Raw genomic sequence first — 15,538 nt, forward strand, 5'->3', positions numbered from 1 at the left:
CGCCCCTGTTCACGGCACCGGGCAAACACCCGGCAAACCCGTGGTCAAGGCGCCCCTCAGACCCCGCCGACCGCAGTGAGCAGGGCGAGCGGGGCCGCCGCCGAGCGGGATTCGCGGACGCACGCGTGCGGATAGGGGACCGGCTCCGGATGGGTGCCGCGGCCGTAGCCCGCCAGTACCTCCGGAAGCCGGTGCCCGCTGGCCGTCGCGGCGTCGACCAGCGCGTGCGCCACCGTACGGGCCTCGTCGTGCAGGCCGTAGCGGGCGAGGCCGAGGGCGATCAGCGCGTTGTCGTGCGGCCAGACCGAGCCCCGGTGGTACGAGAGCGGGTGGTACGCCGGCTGGCCCGAGGCGAGGGTGCGCACGCCCCAGCCGGAGAAGAAGTCCGGTTCCAGCAGCCGCCGTCCGACCGCCTCCCCGTACTCCTTGTCCAGCAGCCCCGACCACAGCAGATGCCCGGCGTCCGAGGCCAGCGCGTCGACCTGGCGGCCCGTGCCGTCCAGGGCCAGCGCCGGGAAGGAGTGCTCGCCCATCCAGAAGTCCCGCTGGAAGCGGTCCCGCAGATCGGCCGCCGCCTGCTCCAGCAGGGCGGCGTACGTCTCGTCGCCCCACACCCCGCGCGCCATGCACGCGGTGCGGCGCAGCGCGTCGTACGCGTAGCCCTGGGCGCCCGCCGCCATCACCGCCCCGGTGGGCCGGGTCCCGTCGGCCCAGCAGATCGCGCCGGGGGAGTCCTTCCAGTTCTGGTTGGCGAGACCGCCCTCGTCGGCGCGGTAGACGAGATAGCCGCGCGAGGTCAGCCCGCCGTGGTCCAGCATCCAGCCGATCGCCGCGCGGGCGTGCGGCTCCAGACGCCGGGCCAGGGCGGTGTCGCCGGTCCCCTCGGTGTAGGCCCCGAGCAGGACGAGGAACAGCGGGGTGGCGTCGACCGAGCCGTAGTACCGGCCGAACGGCACCTGCCCGAAGTGCGCCAGCTCCCCGTGCCGCACCTCGTGCACGATCTTGCCGGGCTGGGCGAGCGGGGACGCGCCGGCGCCGGTCGCCTGGGCCGCGGCCAGGGCGAGCAGCGTGGCGGCGGTCGGCCGCGGGTGGTACGGCAGCGTGAACAGGGACGTGAGCAGGGCGTCCCGGCCGATCAGGGTGAGGAACCAGGGGGCGCCGGCCGCCGGCACGCGCAGTTCCTCGCCGTCCGGTCCGGTCGCCGGGACCTGCAGCGCGGCCAGGTCGGCGAGCCCCCGCGCACAGGCGGCCGCCAGCTCCGGCCGGCCGGTGGGGAAGGCCACGCCCTCCGCGAACCGGGCCTCCGCCGCGGCGAGTTGCTCGCTCACCGAGGCGGGGGAGCGGGGCACCCGCAGGGCGCGCCGGTCGCCGTGCGGGCGGGCCATCACGCGCAGCACCAGTTCGGCGGTGCCGTGGGGCTCCAGGCCGAGGGTCCACACGAGACGGCGGGCGCCGGTGCCGGTCTCCTCGACGGCGTCCGGGGCGGGGTCGGCGGTGATGGTCGTGACCGAGTGCCACTCGGCGCGCCGGTAGGAGAACTCGATCCCGTCGTCCAGCACCTCGCGGGAGCGCACGGCGCCGGACTTCGCGTAGGTGCGGTGGTCGGAACGGAGCTCGAACTGGTCGGTGAAGTCGGCGTCGACGGTGAGGGCGAGGCGGACCGTGGTGGGCACCGGGCGGTTGCCGGTCACCCGCAGCGACTCCACGAACGAGCTGTCGCCGACCGCCTGCTCGCGGAACAGGGTGCAGGCGGGCGGCTCCTGCCGGCCGCCGCGCGGCACCAGCACACAGCGGGCCGCGTCGCCGTCCGTGACCGGGGCGAGCGCCTCGGGCACCGCGCCGTCCACGGTGAGCTGCCACCGGCTGAGGTGCCGGGCGTCGCGCACGAACAGTCCGTCCGGGGAGCCGCCGCCCCGCACCCCGCTGATGTCACCCCGGTCGCCCACGGCGGCGAACGTCGCCCCGTGCACGAGCAGATGCTGCCGATCCGTCATCCCCGGTCCCCTCCCTGGTCCCTCGTCCCGGCCGTGCCCCTTGTTTCGGCCGTGTCCCTTGTTTCGGCCGTGTCCCTCGTCCTGGCCGTGCCCCCGGCGCTGGCCGTGTCCCCGGCGCCGGCCGTGTCCCCGTGCCCCGGGCCCCGGTGCAGCAGGTCCAGCGCGAGTGCCGCCGTCCAGGCGAAGCCGGTCGTGCCGCACGCCTCGCCGGTGTACGGGTCGACGTACTCGGCGAAGCCGCCGGCCGGTGCCAGCCGCAGCACCGCCGTTCGCAGCGCGTCCGCCCGTTCCGGGTGGCCGTGCGCGCGCAGGCCCCGCTCCAGCAGCCAGCTCGTGTTGAACCACGCCGGGCCGCGCCAGTACCGGTGCGGGTCGAAGGCCTCGCCGAGCAGGTCGTAGCTCGGCACCAGCTCGGTGCTCGTGCCCAGCCCGAAGTGCGGTCCGCACAGCGTGCGGACGAGCGCGCCGGAGACCTCCCGGGGCAGCCCGGGCAGCAGCAGCGGGACGAGACCCGAGACACTCCGCTCGGGGACCTGGCCCCCGCCGCGCAGGTCCAGGCAGCGGAACAGGCCGCTCGCCGGATCCCACAGCCGCTCCACCAGAGCCGCCGTCAGCCGCTCGGCGCGCGCGTACCGGGCGGTGCCGGCCGCCCCCAGCTCCCCGGCGATCCGTGCCAGCGCCTGCTCGGAGGCGATCAGCAGCGCGTTGAACGCCGGGTCCTCCACCGCGAACTCCCCGCCGCCGTCGGCGTACCCGCCGTCGCGGTAGTCCGCCGCCAGCCGCACGTACCGCCCGTAGTCGAGGTCCGTCGGCCGGTCCTCCGGGGCGCCGTGGGCGAGGTCGGCGCGGCGGAAGGAGCGGGCCGGGGCCGGGGTGATCCGCGAGAGCGGGGCGTCCCAGCAGGGGCTGTTGTCCATACCCTGTTCCCAGGGGTGCACGACGCAGGCGAGACCGCCCCCGCCCAGGTCGCGCCGGTGCAGCAGATACCGGTGCCAGGCGGCCAGTCGGGGGTACACCCGGGCCAGGAAGCCGCGTGCGTGGGACAGGCCCGGATCGGCGCGGTGCACCAGCCAGGCCGCCAGCGCGTGCACCGGTGGCTGCACGATGCCGGACGTCTGTACGGTGCGCGGGGCGCCCGCGGCGCGCCCGGCGGCCGAGGAGCGCCAGAAGTCGGGGCTCGGGAAGTAGGCGTCGAGGGGTACGGAGGGGTTGAAGACGATGTGCGGGACGCGACCGTCGCCCCACTGGGCCGCCAGCAGCGTCTCCAGTTCCGTCTGCGCCCGTAACGGCGACAGGTGGCGCAGCCCGATCGCGACGAACGCGGAGTCCCACGACCACTGGTGCGGGTACAGGCTCCGGGAGGGGACCGTCGACGTGCCCGTCCAGTTCTCCGCCAGCACCCGCGCGGCTCCGGCGTGCAGGGACGACGCCGACGCCGGTGGATCGTATGCGGGCTCCCGCTCCGGGAGACGTGCGACGAGCTGGGCAGTGCGATCCACTCGGGGCTCCCCGAAGACGTCCGGCCGAACCGGGTTTGGCTGTGGCTACCGCAGGGTTACGTCTATTTAACACGCAAAACCCAATATGTAATGCAGGCTTGGGAAACACAAGGGGGTGCGCATGACCGGACGGCCGGGCAGGACCGGGAAGAGCGGAAGCCAGGCGAGCGCCGGCGATCTGCTCGCACTGGTGCGCAGCGGACGGGCCGTGACACGCGGCGCGCTGCAGCAGGCCACCGGGCTGTCCCGCGCCACCGTCGGCCAGCGTCTCGACCGGCTGTTCCGGGCCGGCTGGCTGCGCGAGGGGGCCGGCGGCCCGGTCGGCTCGCCGCTCGGCGGGCGGCCCTCCATCACCCTGGAGTTCGACGACTCCCACGCGGTGGTCCTCGCCGCAGACCTGGACACCCGGCACGCCCGGGCCGCCGTCCTCACCCTGACCGGCGAGATCCTCGCCGAGCACGCCGGCACGCTGGTAGTCGAGGACGGCCCCGAGGCCGTGCTCGGCGAACTCGGCCGCTGGTTCGCCGACGTGCTCGCGAAGGCGGGCCGCCGGGCGGCGGAGGTCTGCGGCATCGGCCTCGCGGTGCCCGGGCCGGTGGACCGCGAGAGCGGCCGGGTGGCGCAGCCGCCGATCATGCCCGGTTGGGACGGCTACGACACGAGGGGCCGCCTGTCCCGCGCCTTCACCGAGCACACCGGCGCGCCCGCGGTCCCGGTCCTGGTGGACAACGACGCCAACCTCATGGCGTACGGCGAACAGCGCACCGGGCATCCGGACTGCGCGGCCTTCGTGCTGGTCAAGGTGTCCACCGGCATCGGCGCGGGCGTCGTGGTCGACGGCTCGATCTACCGGGGCGTGGACGGCGGCGCGGGCGACATCGGGCACATCAGGGTGGGCGCGGAGGCGCTGTGCCGGTGCGGCTCGTACGGCTGTCTCGCCGCCGTCGCCAGTGGCGGGGCCGTGGCCCGGCGGCTGACGGAGGCCGGGGTGCCGGCCGCGTCCGGCTCGGACGTGCGGGACCTGCTGGCCGCCGGGCACCCGGAGGCGGCCGCGCTGGCCCGGGAGGCCGGGCGGCGGGTGGGCGACGTGCTGGCGACGGTCGTGACCCTGCTCAACCCGGGCGTGCTGATGATCGCCGGGGATCTGGCCGGAACCCCCTTCCTCACCGGCGTGCGCGAGCTGCTCTACCAGCGGGCGCTGCCCCGCTCGACGGCCCGGCTGGACGTGGTGACGTCGCGGCTGGGGGAGCGGGCCGCGCTGGTCGGCGCGGGTGCGCTGGTCGTGGAGCACCTGTACGCGCCGCTGCGAGTGGAGGAACGGCTCGCCGCACTCGGCGTGTGAACCGGGCGTTTCCACGTCCGCATGGTGAAATCCGGCTCAGTGTGACAGCGTGATTCTCGCCACCCTTGATAAGGGCGGCGCTCAGATGAGCGGATCTTGAGCGACTGCACTTCTCCAAAGGGTGGCACTGGGTGCCACCCTTTGATCGTTCATCGATCGAACTCAAACGTGTCGGAGGGTCGCTCACATGAGCGCCCAGCCGCCCCTCTGGGGATGGATGCGTTCAAGAAGTGAAAACATCGAGGCGTCTCCACTTGCCAAGCCTTGACTTTCAATCCACTGGCGGACGCGTGGTTACGGGCGCATGACGCACAAGTGGACGTACCCAGGGGCCTTCGATCTGGGTATGTTCCTCGCCGTCAGGGCAGCCACCGCGGCCTCAAGGAGTCGAGACCCGTGTCGGAAAACAAAGAACCCCACGTAGCGAAGTTCGTTTACGACTTCACCGAGGGCAACAAGGACCTCAAGGACCTTCTCGGCGGCAAGGGCGCCAACCTCGCCGAGATGACCAACCTGGGCCTGCCGGTCCCTCCCGGGTTCACCATCACCACGGAGGCCTGCAAGGTCTACCTCGACAGCGGCTCGGAGCCCGTGGCACTGCGTGACGAGGTGAGTGCGCACCTCGACGCCCTCGAGCAGAAGATGGGCAAGAAGCTCGGCCAGGCCGACGACCCGCTGCTGGTCTCCGTCCGCTCCGGCGCCAAGTTCTCCATGCCGGGCATGATGGACACCGTCCTCAACATCGGCCTCTCCGACAAGTCGGTGCAGGGCCTGGCCAAGCAGGCCGGCGACGACCGCTTCGCCTGGGACTCCTACCGCCGCCTCATCCAGATGTTCGGCAAGACCGTCCTCGGCGTCGACGGCGAGCTGTTCGAGGAGGCGCTCGAGGCCGCCAAGGCGGCCAAGAAGGTCACCGTCGACACCGATCTCGAGGCGGCCGAGCTCAAGAAGCTCGTCACCAAGTTCAAGAAGATCGTCAAGACCGAGGCCGGCCGGGACTTCCCGCAGGACCCGCGCGAGCAGATGGACCTCGCCATCAAGGCGGTCTTCGACTCCTGGAACGGCGACCGCGCCAAGCTGTACCGCCGTCAGGAGCGCATCCCGCACGACCTCGGCACCGCCGTCAACGTCTGCTCCATGGTCTTCGGCAACCTCGGCCCCGACTCCGGCACCGGCGTCGCCTTCACCCGCGACCCCGCCTCCGGCCACCAGGGCGTCTACGGCGACTACCTGCAGAACGCCCAGGGCGAGGACGTCGTGGCGGGCATCCGCAACACGGTCGCGCTCGCGGAGCTGGAGAGCATCGACAAGAAGTCGTACGACCAGCTCATGCAGATCATGGAGACCCTGGAGAACCACTACAAGGATCTCTGCGACATCGAGTTCACCATCGAGCGCGGCCAGCTCTGGATGCTGCAGACCCGCGTCGGCAAGCGCACCGCCGGCGCCGCCTTCCGGATCGCGACCCAGCTCGTGGACCAGGGCCTGATCGACGAGACCGAGGCGCTCCAGCGCGTCAGCGGCGCCCAGCTCGCCCAGCTGATGTTCCCGCGCTTCGACGAGTCCGCCAAGGTCGAGAAGGTCGGCCGGGGCATCGCCGCCTCGCCGGGCGCCGCGGTCGGCAAGGCGGTCTTCGACTCCTACACCGCCGTCAAGTGGTCCCGCTCGGGCGAGAAGGTCATCCTGGTCCGCCGCGAGACCAACCCCGACGACCTGGACGGCATGATCGCCGCCGAGGGCATCCTGACCTCGCGCGGCGGCAAGACCTCCCACGCGGCCGTGGTCGCGCGCGGCATGGGCAAGACCTGTGTCTGCGGCGCCGAGGAGCTGGAGGTCGACACCAAGCGCCGCCGGATGACGGTGCCGGGCGGCCACGTGGTCGAGGAGGGCGACGTCATCTCCATCGACGGCTCCTCCGGCAAGGTCTACCTGGGCGAGGTCCCGGTGGTCCCGTCCCCGGTCGTGGAGTACTTCGAGGGCCGGATGCACCCGGGCGCCGACGACGCCGACGAGCTGGTCGAGGCCGTGCACCGCATGATGGCCTTCGCCGACCGCAAGCGCCGGCTGCGGGTGCGCGCCAACGCCGACAACGCCGAGGACGCGCTGCGCGCCCGCCGCTTCGGCGCCCAGGGCATCGGCCTGTGCCGCACCGAGCACATGTTCCTCGGCGACCGCCGGGAACTGGTCGAGCGCCTGATCCTCGCCGACACCGAGGAGGAGCGCGAGGAGTCCCTCAAGCAGCTGCTGCCGCTGCAGAAGAAGGACTTCGTCGAGCTGTTCGAGGCGATGGACGGCCTGCCGGTCACCGTCCGCCTGCTCGACCCGCCGCTGCACGAGTTCCTGCCCGACATCACGGAACTCTCCGTCCGCGTGGCCCTCGCCGAGGCCCGTCAGGAGCCGCACGAGAACCTGCTGCGCCTGCTCCAGGCCGTCCACCGCCTGCACGAGCAGAACCCGATGCTGGGTCTGCGCGGTGTCCGTCTCGGCCTGGTCATCCCCGGCCTGTTCACCATGCAGGTCCGTGCCATCGCCGAGGCCGCGGCCGAGCGCAAGGCGGCCAAGGGCGACCCGCGCGCCGAGATCATGATCCCGCTGGTCGGCACCGTCCAGGAGCTGGAGATCGTCCGCGACGAGGCCGACCAGGTCATCGCGGACGTGGAGGCGGCGACCGGCACGAAGCTCAAGCTGGCCATCGGCACGATGATCGAGCTGCCGCGCGCCGCGCTGACCGCCGGCCAGATCGCCGAGGCCGCCGAGTTCTTCTCCTTCGGCACCAACGACCTGACGCAGACGGTCTGGGGCTTCTCCCGGGACGACGTGGAGGCGAGCTTCTTCACGGCCTACCTGGAGAAGGGCATCTTCGGCGTCAGCCCGTTCGAGACGATCGACAAGGACGGCGTCGGCTCCCTGGTGAAGGCGGCCGCCCAGGCCGGCCGCGCCACCCGCCCCGACCTCAAGCTCGGCGTCTGCGGCGAGCACGGCGGCGACCCGGAGTCGGTCCACTTCTTCCACGAGGCCGGCCTGGACTACGTCTCCTGCTCCCCGTTCCGCATCCCGGTCGCCCGCCTGGAAGCGGGCCGCGCGGCCACCCAGTCGGCGGGCAGCGACCACCGCTGACCCCCACCGGCCCCGGAGCCGTCGTCGGTCCCCGACCCTCAACACCGATCGACGACGGCTCCGGCGCACCAGAAAGGGGCGGCACCCTGTGCGGGGGTGCCGCCCCTTCACACGTCGTCCGCGGGGCTTTTCGGTTACACCGGCCGGAGTGCGGCTTGTTGGTGCCGGCCGCCGCCGAACCGGCCCGACACCGCCGTGTCCTCGGTGTGCCCCCGGTGTGCACTCCGGGCCCGGATGGCGACGGGTCAGGGCCGGTGGCAGCCTGGATAACAACACCTTTCTTTTTCACAGGAGGTGGAGTGCCCGTGCGAAGCCACATATCGCGCACACGAAGACTGCTGAGCACCGCCGCGGTCGCCGCCCTGTCGGCCACGTTCCTCCCTGCCGTCACGGCCTCGCCCGCGGCGGCCGTGACCTGCGACCCCGCCGCCGCCGACCGGGCCCCGACCGCCGCGACGATCACGCAGGCGAGGGCCGCCGTGATGTGCCTGGTCAACGCGCAGCGCACACAGCGCGGGCTGCCCGCCCTCGCCATCAACCAGGCCCTGACGAACGCGGCCCAGCAGCACGCTGTCGCGGCCGTCCAGCTGAAGTGGTGGGGACCGGGCCAGGACCCGCACCGCAACCCGCAGACCGGCTCGACCCCGCAGACCCGCATCCAGGGCGCCGGCTACTGTCCCAACCCCCGCTCGTGGGAGTTCAGCGAGATCACGTACACCGGGTGGGGCGGATCGGGGACTCCGCAGGCGGCCGTCAACTGGTGGATGAACAGCCCCGGTCACCGCGCCATCATCCTCAAGCCGTCGCTGCGCGAGATCGGCCCGTGGGCCCAGCCGGGCTCGGCGGACCGGGCCGGAGCCTCGTCGTCCAGCGCGGGCACGTACGTCGTGACGTTCGGACGCTGCCAGCAGTGAACGCCCAAGCACATAAGCAGCGTTGACCTGTTCCCTCCACTCCCGCCGGCCCACGGTCCTAGTGTGGGCTGATGCGCACACGCCCTATCGACCGCCCAGCCGATCTCGACGTCGTCCGTGAGTCCTATGACCAGGTGGCCGACAACTACGCCCACATGGTGCTGACGACGGGCATGGGGGACATCCGCCGCCAGCCCTGGCTCAAGGCGTCGATCGACGCCTTCGCCGACTCCGTCGGCGACCTCGGGCCCGTCCTCGACGTCGGCTGCGGTCCCGGCACGGTGACCGGCTACCTCGCCGAACGCGGACTCGACGTGTCCGGGGTGGACCTCTCTCCCCGCATGATCGAGAACGCGCGCCGTCTGCACCCGCGATGCCGCTTCAGCGTCGCCTCCGCCACCGAACTCGACCTCGGCGAAGCCTCCCTCGGCGGCGTGCTCGGGTGGTGGTCGCTGTTCAACCTCCCCCGCGCCGTCCTTCCCCAGGTCCTCGCCCACTTCGCCTACGCCCTGAAGCCGGGCGGGCACTTCATCGCCGGCACGCACGTCGGCGACGAGGACGTGGTGCGCACCGAGGCCTACGGAGGAGTGCCCGTTCGCTGGACCACGCACAAGTGGCGGCCGGAGCAGCTCGTGGCCCTGATCGAGCAGGCCGGACTGCACCCGGTCGCCGAACTCCGGCTCCCCGCGGACCAGTGGAGCGGGCCGGGCGTGGTCGTCATGGCCAAGCGCCCCGTCTGAGGAACCCGGGCTCCGGAGGCATGGCTCGTGAACGGACAGTGCGGCAACGGACGCCCGTGCGCGTCGTCCCAGTACGGTCGCGCGGTGTCCGAGCTGAGGCGGCTGCAGGCCGGTGACGCCCCGGCGGTGCTGGCCTTCGAGCTGGCGAACCGCGCCTACTTCGCCGCCTCCGTCTCCGACCGCGGCGACGAGTTCTTCGCCCGGTTCACCGAGCGCTACGACGCCCTGCTGGCCGAGCAGGAGGCCGGCGTCTGCGCCTTCTACGCGCTCGTCGCCGGGGACGGCTCGGTCCTGGGCCGGTTCAACCTGTACGACCTCGATGACGGCGCCGCCGAGCTCGGCTACCGGGTCGCGCGGCATGTCGCGGGCCGCGGGGTGGCGACCGCGAACGTCCGGGAGCTGTGCCGGCTGGCGGCGGCGCGGCACGGGCTGCGCACCCTGCGGGCGGCCGCCGGCCATGGCAACGCCGCGTCCCACCGGGTGCTCGTCAAGGCCGGGTTCGTGCCCGTCGGCCCGGCCGACCCGGCTCACCTCGGCGGTAAGAGCGGCACCTGGTACCAGCGCGACCTGGGGCTTCGGCGGTAGACCGTCATGTCGCCGCGGGAAACCGTGCCCCCGGCGCCTACGCTGGACCCGCCAGGATGCGGGCCGAGCCGTCGGCCCGGCCGCCCTGTCCAGTTGAGGAGGGGCCCGCATGGGCTGGACCGCGCAGGACGTCCCCGGCCAGAGCGGCCGCACCGCCGTGGTCACCGGGGCCAACAGCGGCCTCGGTTACGTCACCGCGCGCGAGCTGGCCCGCAAGGGGGCCCGGGTGGTGCTCGCCTGCCGCGACGAGACGCGGGGCAGGGACGCCGTCGAGCGGCTGCGGGGCGAGGTGCCGGACGCACGGGTGGAGCTCGGCCGGCTGGACCTCGGGGACCTGGCGTCCGTCCGGGAGTTCACGGCCGGGCTGCCGTACGAACGGCTCGACCTGCTCGTGAACAACGCCGGCGTGATGGCGGTGCCTTACGGCACCACCGCCGACGGGTTCGAGCGGCAGTTCGGCACCAACCACCTCGGGCACTTCGCGCTCACCGGACTGCTCCTGCCCGCCCTGCTGGCCGCCCCCGGCGCCCGGATCGTCACCGTGTCCAGCTTCCTGCACGTCCTCGCCAACATCGACCCGCGCGACCTCAACAGCGAGCGGCACTACCGGCGCTGGACCGCCTACGCCCGCTCCAAGACCGCCAACCTGCTCTTCACCCACGAGCTGTGCCGCCGGCTGGCCGCCCACGGCTCCGGCGTCGTCGCGGCCGCCGCGCACCCCGGGTACGCGGCCACCAACCTCCAGACGGCCGGGCCGCGCGCCGAGGGCCGCCGGGGAGCCGAGCGGATGATCGAGCTCGCCAACCGCGTCTTCGCCCAGCCGGCCGAGGCGGGCGCGCTGCCCACGCTGTACGCGGCGACCGCCCCCGGCGTACGGCCCGACTCGTTCTGGGGGCCGTCCTTCGCGATGTGGCGCGGCTCCCCGGCGCCCTCCCGCCGCGCCCCCTGGACCCTGAACGACGAGGCGGCGGCCCGGCTCTGGGCCGCCTCGGAGGAGCTGACCGGGGTACGGTACGACGCCCTGCGGGTCTGACCGGCCCACGCGACGACGGGACGGCGGCGCCCGGGTCACCGCTGTACCCGGGCGCCGCCGTCCCGCCCGGTGCGTCAGGCTCGGCGCACCTCGTACGCCGTCACCCGGACCGATTCGTCGTCCAGGCACTGCCCGGTCTCCAGGTCGAAGCGCTGCTTCAGCAGGGGGGAGGCCACGAAGGGCCGGCCCCGGTGGGTGCCGGTCAGGCCGCGGGAGAGGACGGCGGCGCCGCCGAACGGGTCGCGGTTGTCGATGGCGTACAGCCGGTCCGCGCGGTCCCGGAACACCGCCACCTGGCGGCCGTCCGGCAGCAGGGCGGCGATGCCGCGGCCGGGCACCAGGCGGTGCAGGTCGCAGACGGTGAACCAGCCGTCCTCCAGCCGGAGCTGGACCAGCAGATCGGTCGTCTCGGGTGCCAGGGTCATCGTCGGGCGCTTCCTTCCAGGACGTCGTCGGCCGGTCGCAGGCCGATGGACAGCAGCGGCAGGTCGGGCTTCATCTGGTCGCGCTCGGGGACGAAGGCGACCACCGGGTCCGGGGTGTCCGGGGCGTTCACGAAGGACACGAACCGGGCCAGCTTCTCGGGGTCGGCGATGGTCTCGGCCCACTCGTCCCGGTAGTGCGCGACGTGGGCCCGCATCAGAGACTCCAGTTCGTCGCAGATGCCGAGCGAGTCGTGCACCACCACGTCCCGCACGTGGTCCAGGCCGCCGGGGATCCGCTCCAGCCAGGTGGAGGTGCGTTCGAGGCGGTCGGCGGTGCGGATGTAGAACATCAGGAACCGGTCGATCAGCCGGACCAGTTCGGCGTCGGACAGGTCCTGCGCGAGCAGGTCGGCGTGGCGCGGGGTGGCGCCGCCGTTGCCGCCGACGTACAGGTTCCAGCCGTTGGACGTGGCGATGACGCCGAAGTCCTTCGACTGGGCCTCCGCGCACTCCCGGGCGCAGCCCGAGACGGCCGACTTGAGCTTGTGCGGCGAGCGCAGGCCCCGGTAGCGCAGCTCCAGGTCGATGGCCATCCGGACCGAGTCCTGCACGCCGTAGCGGCACCAGGTCCGCCCCACGCAGGACTTCACCGTGCGCAGCGACTTGCCGTACGCGTGGCCCGACTCGAAGCCGGCGTCCACCAGACGGGCCCAGATCAGCGGCAGCTGCTCCACCCGGGCGCCGAACAGGTCGATCCGCTGACCGCCGGTGATCTTCGTGTAGAGGCCGAAGTCCCGGGCCACCTCGCCGATCACGATCAGCTTCTCGGGCGCGATCTCACCGCCGGGGATGCGCGGCACGACCGAATAGGAGCCGTTCTTCTGCAGGTTGGCGAGGAAGTGGTCGTTGCTGTCCTGCAGGGCCGCCTGCTCGCCGTCCAGCACATAGCCGCTCGCGCCGATCACCGGGGCGAGCGAGGCGATGACCGAGGCCACCGCCGGCTTGCACACCTCGCAGCCGTCGCCGCCCCGGGCGTCCTCGCGGCCGTACCGGTCCAGCAGCTCCTGGTACGAGGTGAGGCGCAGGGCGAGGACGATCTCGTACAGCTCCTCGCGGGTCCGGGCGAAGCAGCCGCACAGGCCCTTGTCGACCTCGACGCCGGACGCCTCCAGCTCCGCGGTGACGAGCTGCCCGAGCACCTTCACACAACTGCCGCAGCCGGTGCCGGCCTTGGTGCACTTCTTCACCTCGGGCACGGTGGTGCAGCGGTGCTCGGTGACCGCGCCGCGGATGGCGCCCTTGCTGACGTTGTGGCAGGAGCAGACGACCGCCTCGTCCGGCAGGGCCGACGGGCCGAGCTGGGCCCCGGAGTCCGCTCCGGCGGGCAGGACGAGCGACTCGGGGGAGACCGGGGGAACCGATCCGGTCAGCGCGCGCAGGGTGCCGTACGCGTCCGCGTCGCCGACCAGGATGCCGCCGAGCAGCGTGCCGTCCCGGCCGACGACCAGCTTCTTGTACAGACCCGCGCGGGAGTCGGAGTAGACGACGTCCAGGCAGTCCTCGGCGGTGCCGTGGGCGTCGCCGAAGGAGGCCACGTCCACGCCGAGCAGCTTCAGCTTGGTCGACAGGTCGGCGCCGGTGAAGGACGCCTCGTCCCCGGCGATGGCCGCCGCCGCCGTCTCCGCCTGCTCGTAGCCGGGAGCGACCAGGCCGTACACCCGGCCGTCAGACGCCTGCGCGCACTCCCCGATCGCGAACACGCGCGGGTCCGCGACGGTACGGCACTGTTCGTCGACGGTGACGCCGCCGCGCTCGCCGACCGCGAGGCCGCAGTCCCGGGCGAGCTGGTCGCGGGGGCGGACGCCGGCGGAGAACACCACGAGGTCCGTCGCGAGTTCGGAACCGTCGGACAGCCTCATGCCGGTGACCGCGCCGTCCTCGCCGACGACGACCTCCTGCGTGCCCACACCGGTGTGCACGCTCAGACCCATGTCCTCGATGGTGCGCAGCAGCGCCGCGCCGCCGCCGTCGTCCACCTGCACCGGCATCAGGCGCGGCGCGAACTCCACGATGTGGGAGGTGAGTCCGAGCCCCTTGAGCGCGCCCGCCGCCTCCAGGCCGAGCAGGCCGCCGCCGACCACGGCGCCCGTGACGGCCCTCGTCCGCGCGTACTCCTCGATCGCGAGGAGGTCCTCGATGGTGCGGTAGACGAAGCAGCCGGTCGCGTCCTTGTTGGGGACCGGCGGCACGAACGGGTAGGAGCCGGTGGCGAGGACGAGGACGTCGTAGCCGACGACGAGACCCGACCTGGCCGTCACCGTCCGCGCCTCGCGGTCGACCGTCCGCGCCGGGTCGCCGACGTGCAGCTCGATCCCGTGGTCCTTGATGAACTCCGGGTCGGTCACGGACAGTTCCTCGGGTGTGCGGCCCGAGAAGTACGAGGTGAGCTGCACCCGGTCGTACGCCGGACGCGGTTCCTCGCACAGCACGACCACGCGGTGCGTGGCGGTCAGGCCGCGCTCGGCGAGCGCTTCGAGGAAGCGCTGGCCGACCATGCCGTGGCCGACGAGCACGATCGTGGGGGTGGCCTCCGAAGCGGCCTCCGGGGTGGCGGTCATCAGGAGCCTCCGTCGTTGGTGAGCAGGTGGAGCAGGGGGCCGCCGTCGGACGGGAGCGGCTCCGCTCCCTCCCAGGCGCGCGCCAGCGCGCCGACGGTGCCGAGTTCGCCGACCAGGACCCCGCCGACCAGGCGGTCGTCGCGGACCACGACCTTGCGGTAGGTGCCCCGGGTGGCGTCGGCGAGCTGGACCACGTCGTCGCCGGGGCGGGCCTCGGTCTCGCCGAACGCGGCCAGGTCGAAGGGCGAGTCGGGTCCGGTCAGGGTGAGCCGGGTCAGCGACCGGGTCCCGCGGTAGCGGGCGCCAGCGTCGCCGGCGAGCAGGGCGGCCAGCGCCTCGGCCTGTTCCAGGGCCGGGGCGGCGAGGCCGTAGACCGTGCCGTCGTGCTCGGCGCAGTCGCCGAGGGCGTGGATGTGCGGGTCGGAGGTGCGCAGCTCGTCGTCGACGAGGACGCCCTTGCGGACGGCGAGGCCGGCCTGCTCCGCCAGACCGGTGCGCGGGCGGACCCCGCAGGCGAGGACCACGAGGTCGGCGTCCAGGGCGTACCCGTCGGCCAGTTCCACCGAGCGGACCGCGCCGCCGACGCACCGCACGTCCCGCACCCGGCACTCGGTGTGCACCTCGACGCCCAGGCCGGTCAGGTGCCGCAGCACCAGCCGGGAGGCGCTCGGGTCGAGCTGGCGCTCCATGAGCCGCTCCGCCTGCTGGGCCAGCACCACCTGCGCGCCGCGCACGGCCAGGGCGCGGGCCGCGGACACCCCGAGCAGCCCGCCGCCGACGACGACCGCCCGCGCGCCCGGCCGTACCGCCTTGGACAGGCCCAGGCAGTCGTCCATCGTGCGGAACGCGTGGACGCCCTCGGGCAGCCGGCGGTCGGGGGTGAACAGGCCGCGCAGCGGCGGCAGCACCGGGTTGGAGCCGGTGGCCAGCACCAGGGTGCCGTATCCGATCGAAGAGCCGTCGGCGCAGCGCAGCCGCCGGGCCGCGCGGTCGACGCCGGTGACCCGGGCGCGCCGGAGCCCGCCGGGCACGGGGAGGGCGATCACCTCCGGGGCGTACCGCCCGGCCAGCACCTCGGCGAGCAGCACCCGGTTGTACGGCCGGTGCTCCTCCTCGCCGACGAGCAGCGCGGGCGTGCCCAGCTCACCGAGCCGCCGGGCGAGCCGTACGCCCGCGAGGCCGGCGCCGATCACCACCACACGCGTATTCGAGGTCATGCACCGCAGCGTGCGGCTTCGACGTTACCCGGCCGCATCACCCCTGTTTCCCGG

General features: G+C 73.3%; 11 protein-coding genes. 6 read left to right on the forward strand and 5 right to left on the reverse strand.

The genetic code is table 11. The features are described 5' to 3' along the window. Positions 1-56: 56 nt before the first annotated feature. Positions 57-1,994, reverse strand: a complete 1,938-nt coding sequence (locus ACFYU0_RS11050; protein WP_389299652.1) for a glycogen debranching N-terminal domain-containing protein — start codon at positions 1,992-1,994, stop codon at positions 57-59. Further along, positions 1,991-3,493 carry a hypothetical protein gene (locus ACFYU0_RS11055; protein ID WP_389299655.1) on the reverse strand — a complete coding sequence of 501 codons (1,503 nt, stop codon included), beginning with the start codon at positions 3,491-3,493 and terminating at the stop codon, positions 1,991-1,993. The genes ACFYU0_RS11050 and ACFYU0_RS11055 overlap by 4 nt, the downstream gene beginning before the upstream one ends. Before the next feature lie 121 nt (positions 3,494-3,614). Here ACFYU0_RS11055 and ACFYU0_RS11060 point away from each other — a divergent pair, with 121 nt between their 5' ends. The 6 genes from ACFYU0_RS11060 to ACFYU0_RS11085 all read left to right on the forward strand — a co-directional run bounded on the left by ACFYU0_RS11060 (position 3,615) and on the right by ACFYU0_RS11085 (position 11,224). Next, positions 3,615-4,835 carry an ROK family protein gene (locus ACFYU0_RS11060; protein WP_351659626.1) on the forward strand — a complete coding sequence of 407 codons (1,221 nt, stop codon included), beginning with the start codon at positions 3,615-3,617 and terminating at the stop codon, positions 4,833-4,835. Positions 4,836-5,231: 396 nt separating this feature from the next. Next, entirely contained in the window at positions 5,232-7,952 is a 2,721-nt protein-coding gene (gene ppdK, locus ACFYU0_RS11065; RefSeq protein WP_351659629.1) for a pyruvate, phosphate dikinase, read from the forward strand. A 305-nt stretch (positions 7,953-8,257) separates the two neighbouring features. Continuing rightward, a complete protein-coding gene (locus ACFYU0_RS11070; RefSeq protein ID WP_389299658.1) occupies positions 8,258-8,866 on the forward strand; it encodes a CAP domain-containing protein in 609 nt (202 codons plus the stop codon). A 71-nt stretch (positions 8,867-8,937) separates the two neighbouring features. Further along, a complete protein-coding gene (locus tag ACFYU0_RS11075) occupies positions 8,938-9,606 on the forward strand; it encodes a class I SAM-dependent methyltransferase (RefSeq protein WP_351659635.1) in 669 nt (222 codons plus the stop codon). A gap of 84 nt (positions 9,607-9,690) precedes the next feature. Further along, positions 9,691-10,191 (forward strand): GNAT family N-acetyltransferase, encoded by a 501-nt coding sequence (locus tag ACFYU0_RS11080; protein ID WP_389299661.1) that lies wholly within the window; start codon positions 9,691-9,693, stop codon positions 10,189-10,191. A gap of 109 nt (positions 10,192-10,300) precedes the next feature. After that, entirely contained in the window at positions 10,301-11,224 is a 924-nt protein-coding gene (locus ACFYU0_RS11085) for an oxidoreductase (RefSeq protein ID WP_389299665.1), read from the forward strand. 74 nt (positions 11,225-11,298) lie between these two features. On the opposite strand, the gene nirD is transcribed toward ACFYU0_RS11085, so the two are convergent. The 3 genes from nirD to ACFYU0_RS11100 are packed head-to-tail and all read right to left on the reverse strand — an operon-like array spanning position 11,299 to position 15,484. Beyond that, positions 11,299-11,649 carry a nitrite reductase small subunit NirD gene (gene nirD, locus ACFYU0_RS11090; protein WP_351659644.1) on the reverse strand — a complete coding sequence of 117 codons (351 nt, stop codon included), beginning with the start codon at positions 11,647-11,649 and terminating at the stop codon, positions 11,299-11,301. After that, a complete protein-coding gene (gene nirB, locus ACFYU0_RS11095; RefSeq protein WP_389299668.1) occupies positions 11,646-14,267 on the reverse strand; it encodes a nitrite reductase large subunit NirB in 2,622 nt (873 codons plus the stop codon). Before nirB ends, nirD begins: the two co-directional genes overlap by 4 nt. Continuing rightward, positions 14,267-15,484 carry an NAD(P)/FAD-dependent oxidoreductase gene (locus tag ACFYU0_RS11100; protein ID WP_389299670.1) on the reverse strand — a complete coding sequence of 406 codons (1,218 nt, stop codon included), beginning with the start codon at positions 15,482-15,484 and terminating at the stop codon, positions 14,267-14,269. Before ACFYU0_RS11100 ends, nirB begins: the two co-directional genes overlap by 1 nt. Positions 15,485-15,538 lie beyond the last annotated feature (54 nt).

It is taken from the genome of Streptomyces sp. NPDC003720 (genome assembly GCF_042875075.1).
Lineage (GTDB): Bacteria > Actinomycetota > Actinomycetes > Streptomycetales > Streptomycetaceae > Streptomyces.

Bases quoted from the DNA above. Each gene is read 5' to 3' on its own strand.
- ACFYU0_RS11085 (WP_389299665.1), top strand. From the start codon at position 10,301: ATGGGCTGGACCGCGCAGGACGTCCCCGGCCAGAGCGGCCGCACCGCC.
- nirD (WP_351659644.1), bottom strand. From the start codon at position 11,649: ATGACCCTGGCACCCGAGACGACCGATCTGCTGGTCCAGCTCCGGCTG.
- ACFYU0_RS11100 (WP_389299670.1), bottom strand. From the start codon at position 15,484: ATGACCTCGAATACGCGTGTGGTGGTGATCGGCGCCGGCCTCGCGGGC.
- ACFYU0_RS11075 (WP_351659635.1), top strand. From the start codon at position 8,938: ATGCGCACACGCCCTATCGACCGCCCAGCCGATCTCGACGTCGTCCGT.
- ACFYU0_RS11060 (WP_351659626.1), top strand. From the start codon at position 3,615: ATGACCGGACGGCCGGGCAGGACCGGGAAGAGCGGAAGCCAGGCGAGC.
- ACFYU0_RS11050 (WP_389299652.1), bottom strand. From the start codon at position 1,994: ATGACGGATCGGCAGCATCTGCTCGTGCACGGGGCGACGTTCGCCGCC.
- nirB (WP_389299668.1), bottom strand. From the start codon at position 14,267: ATGACCGCCACCCCGGAGGCCGCTTCGGAGGCCACCCCCACGATCGTG.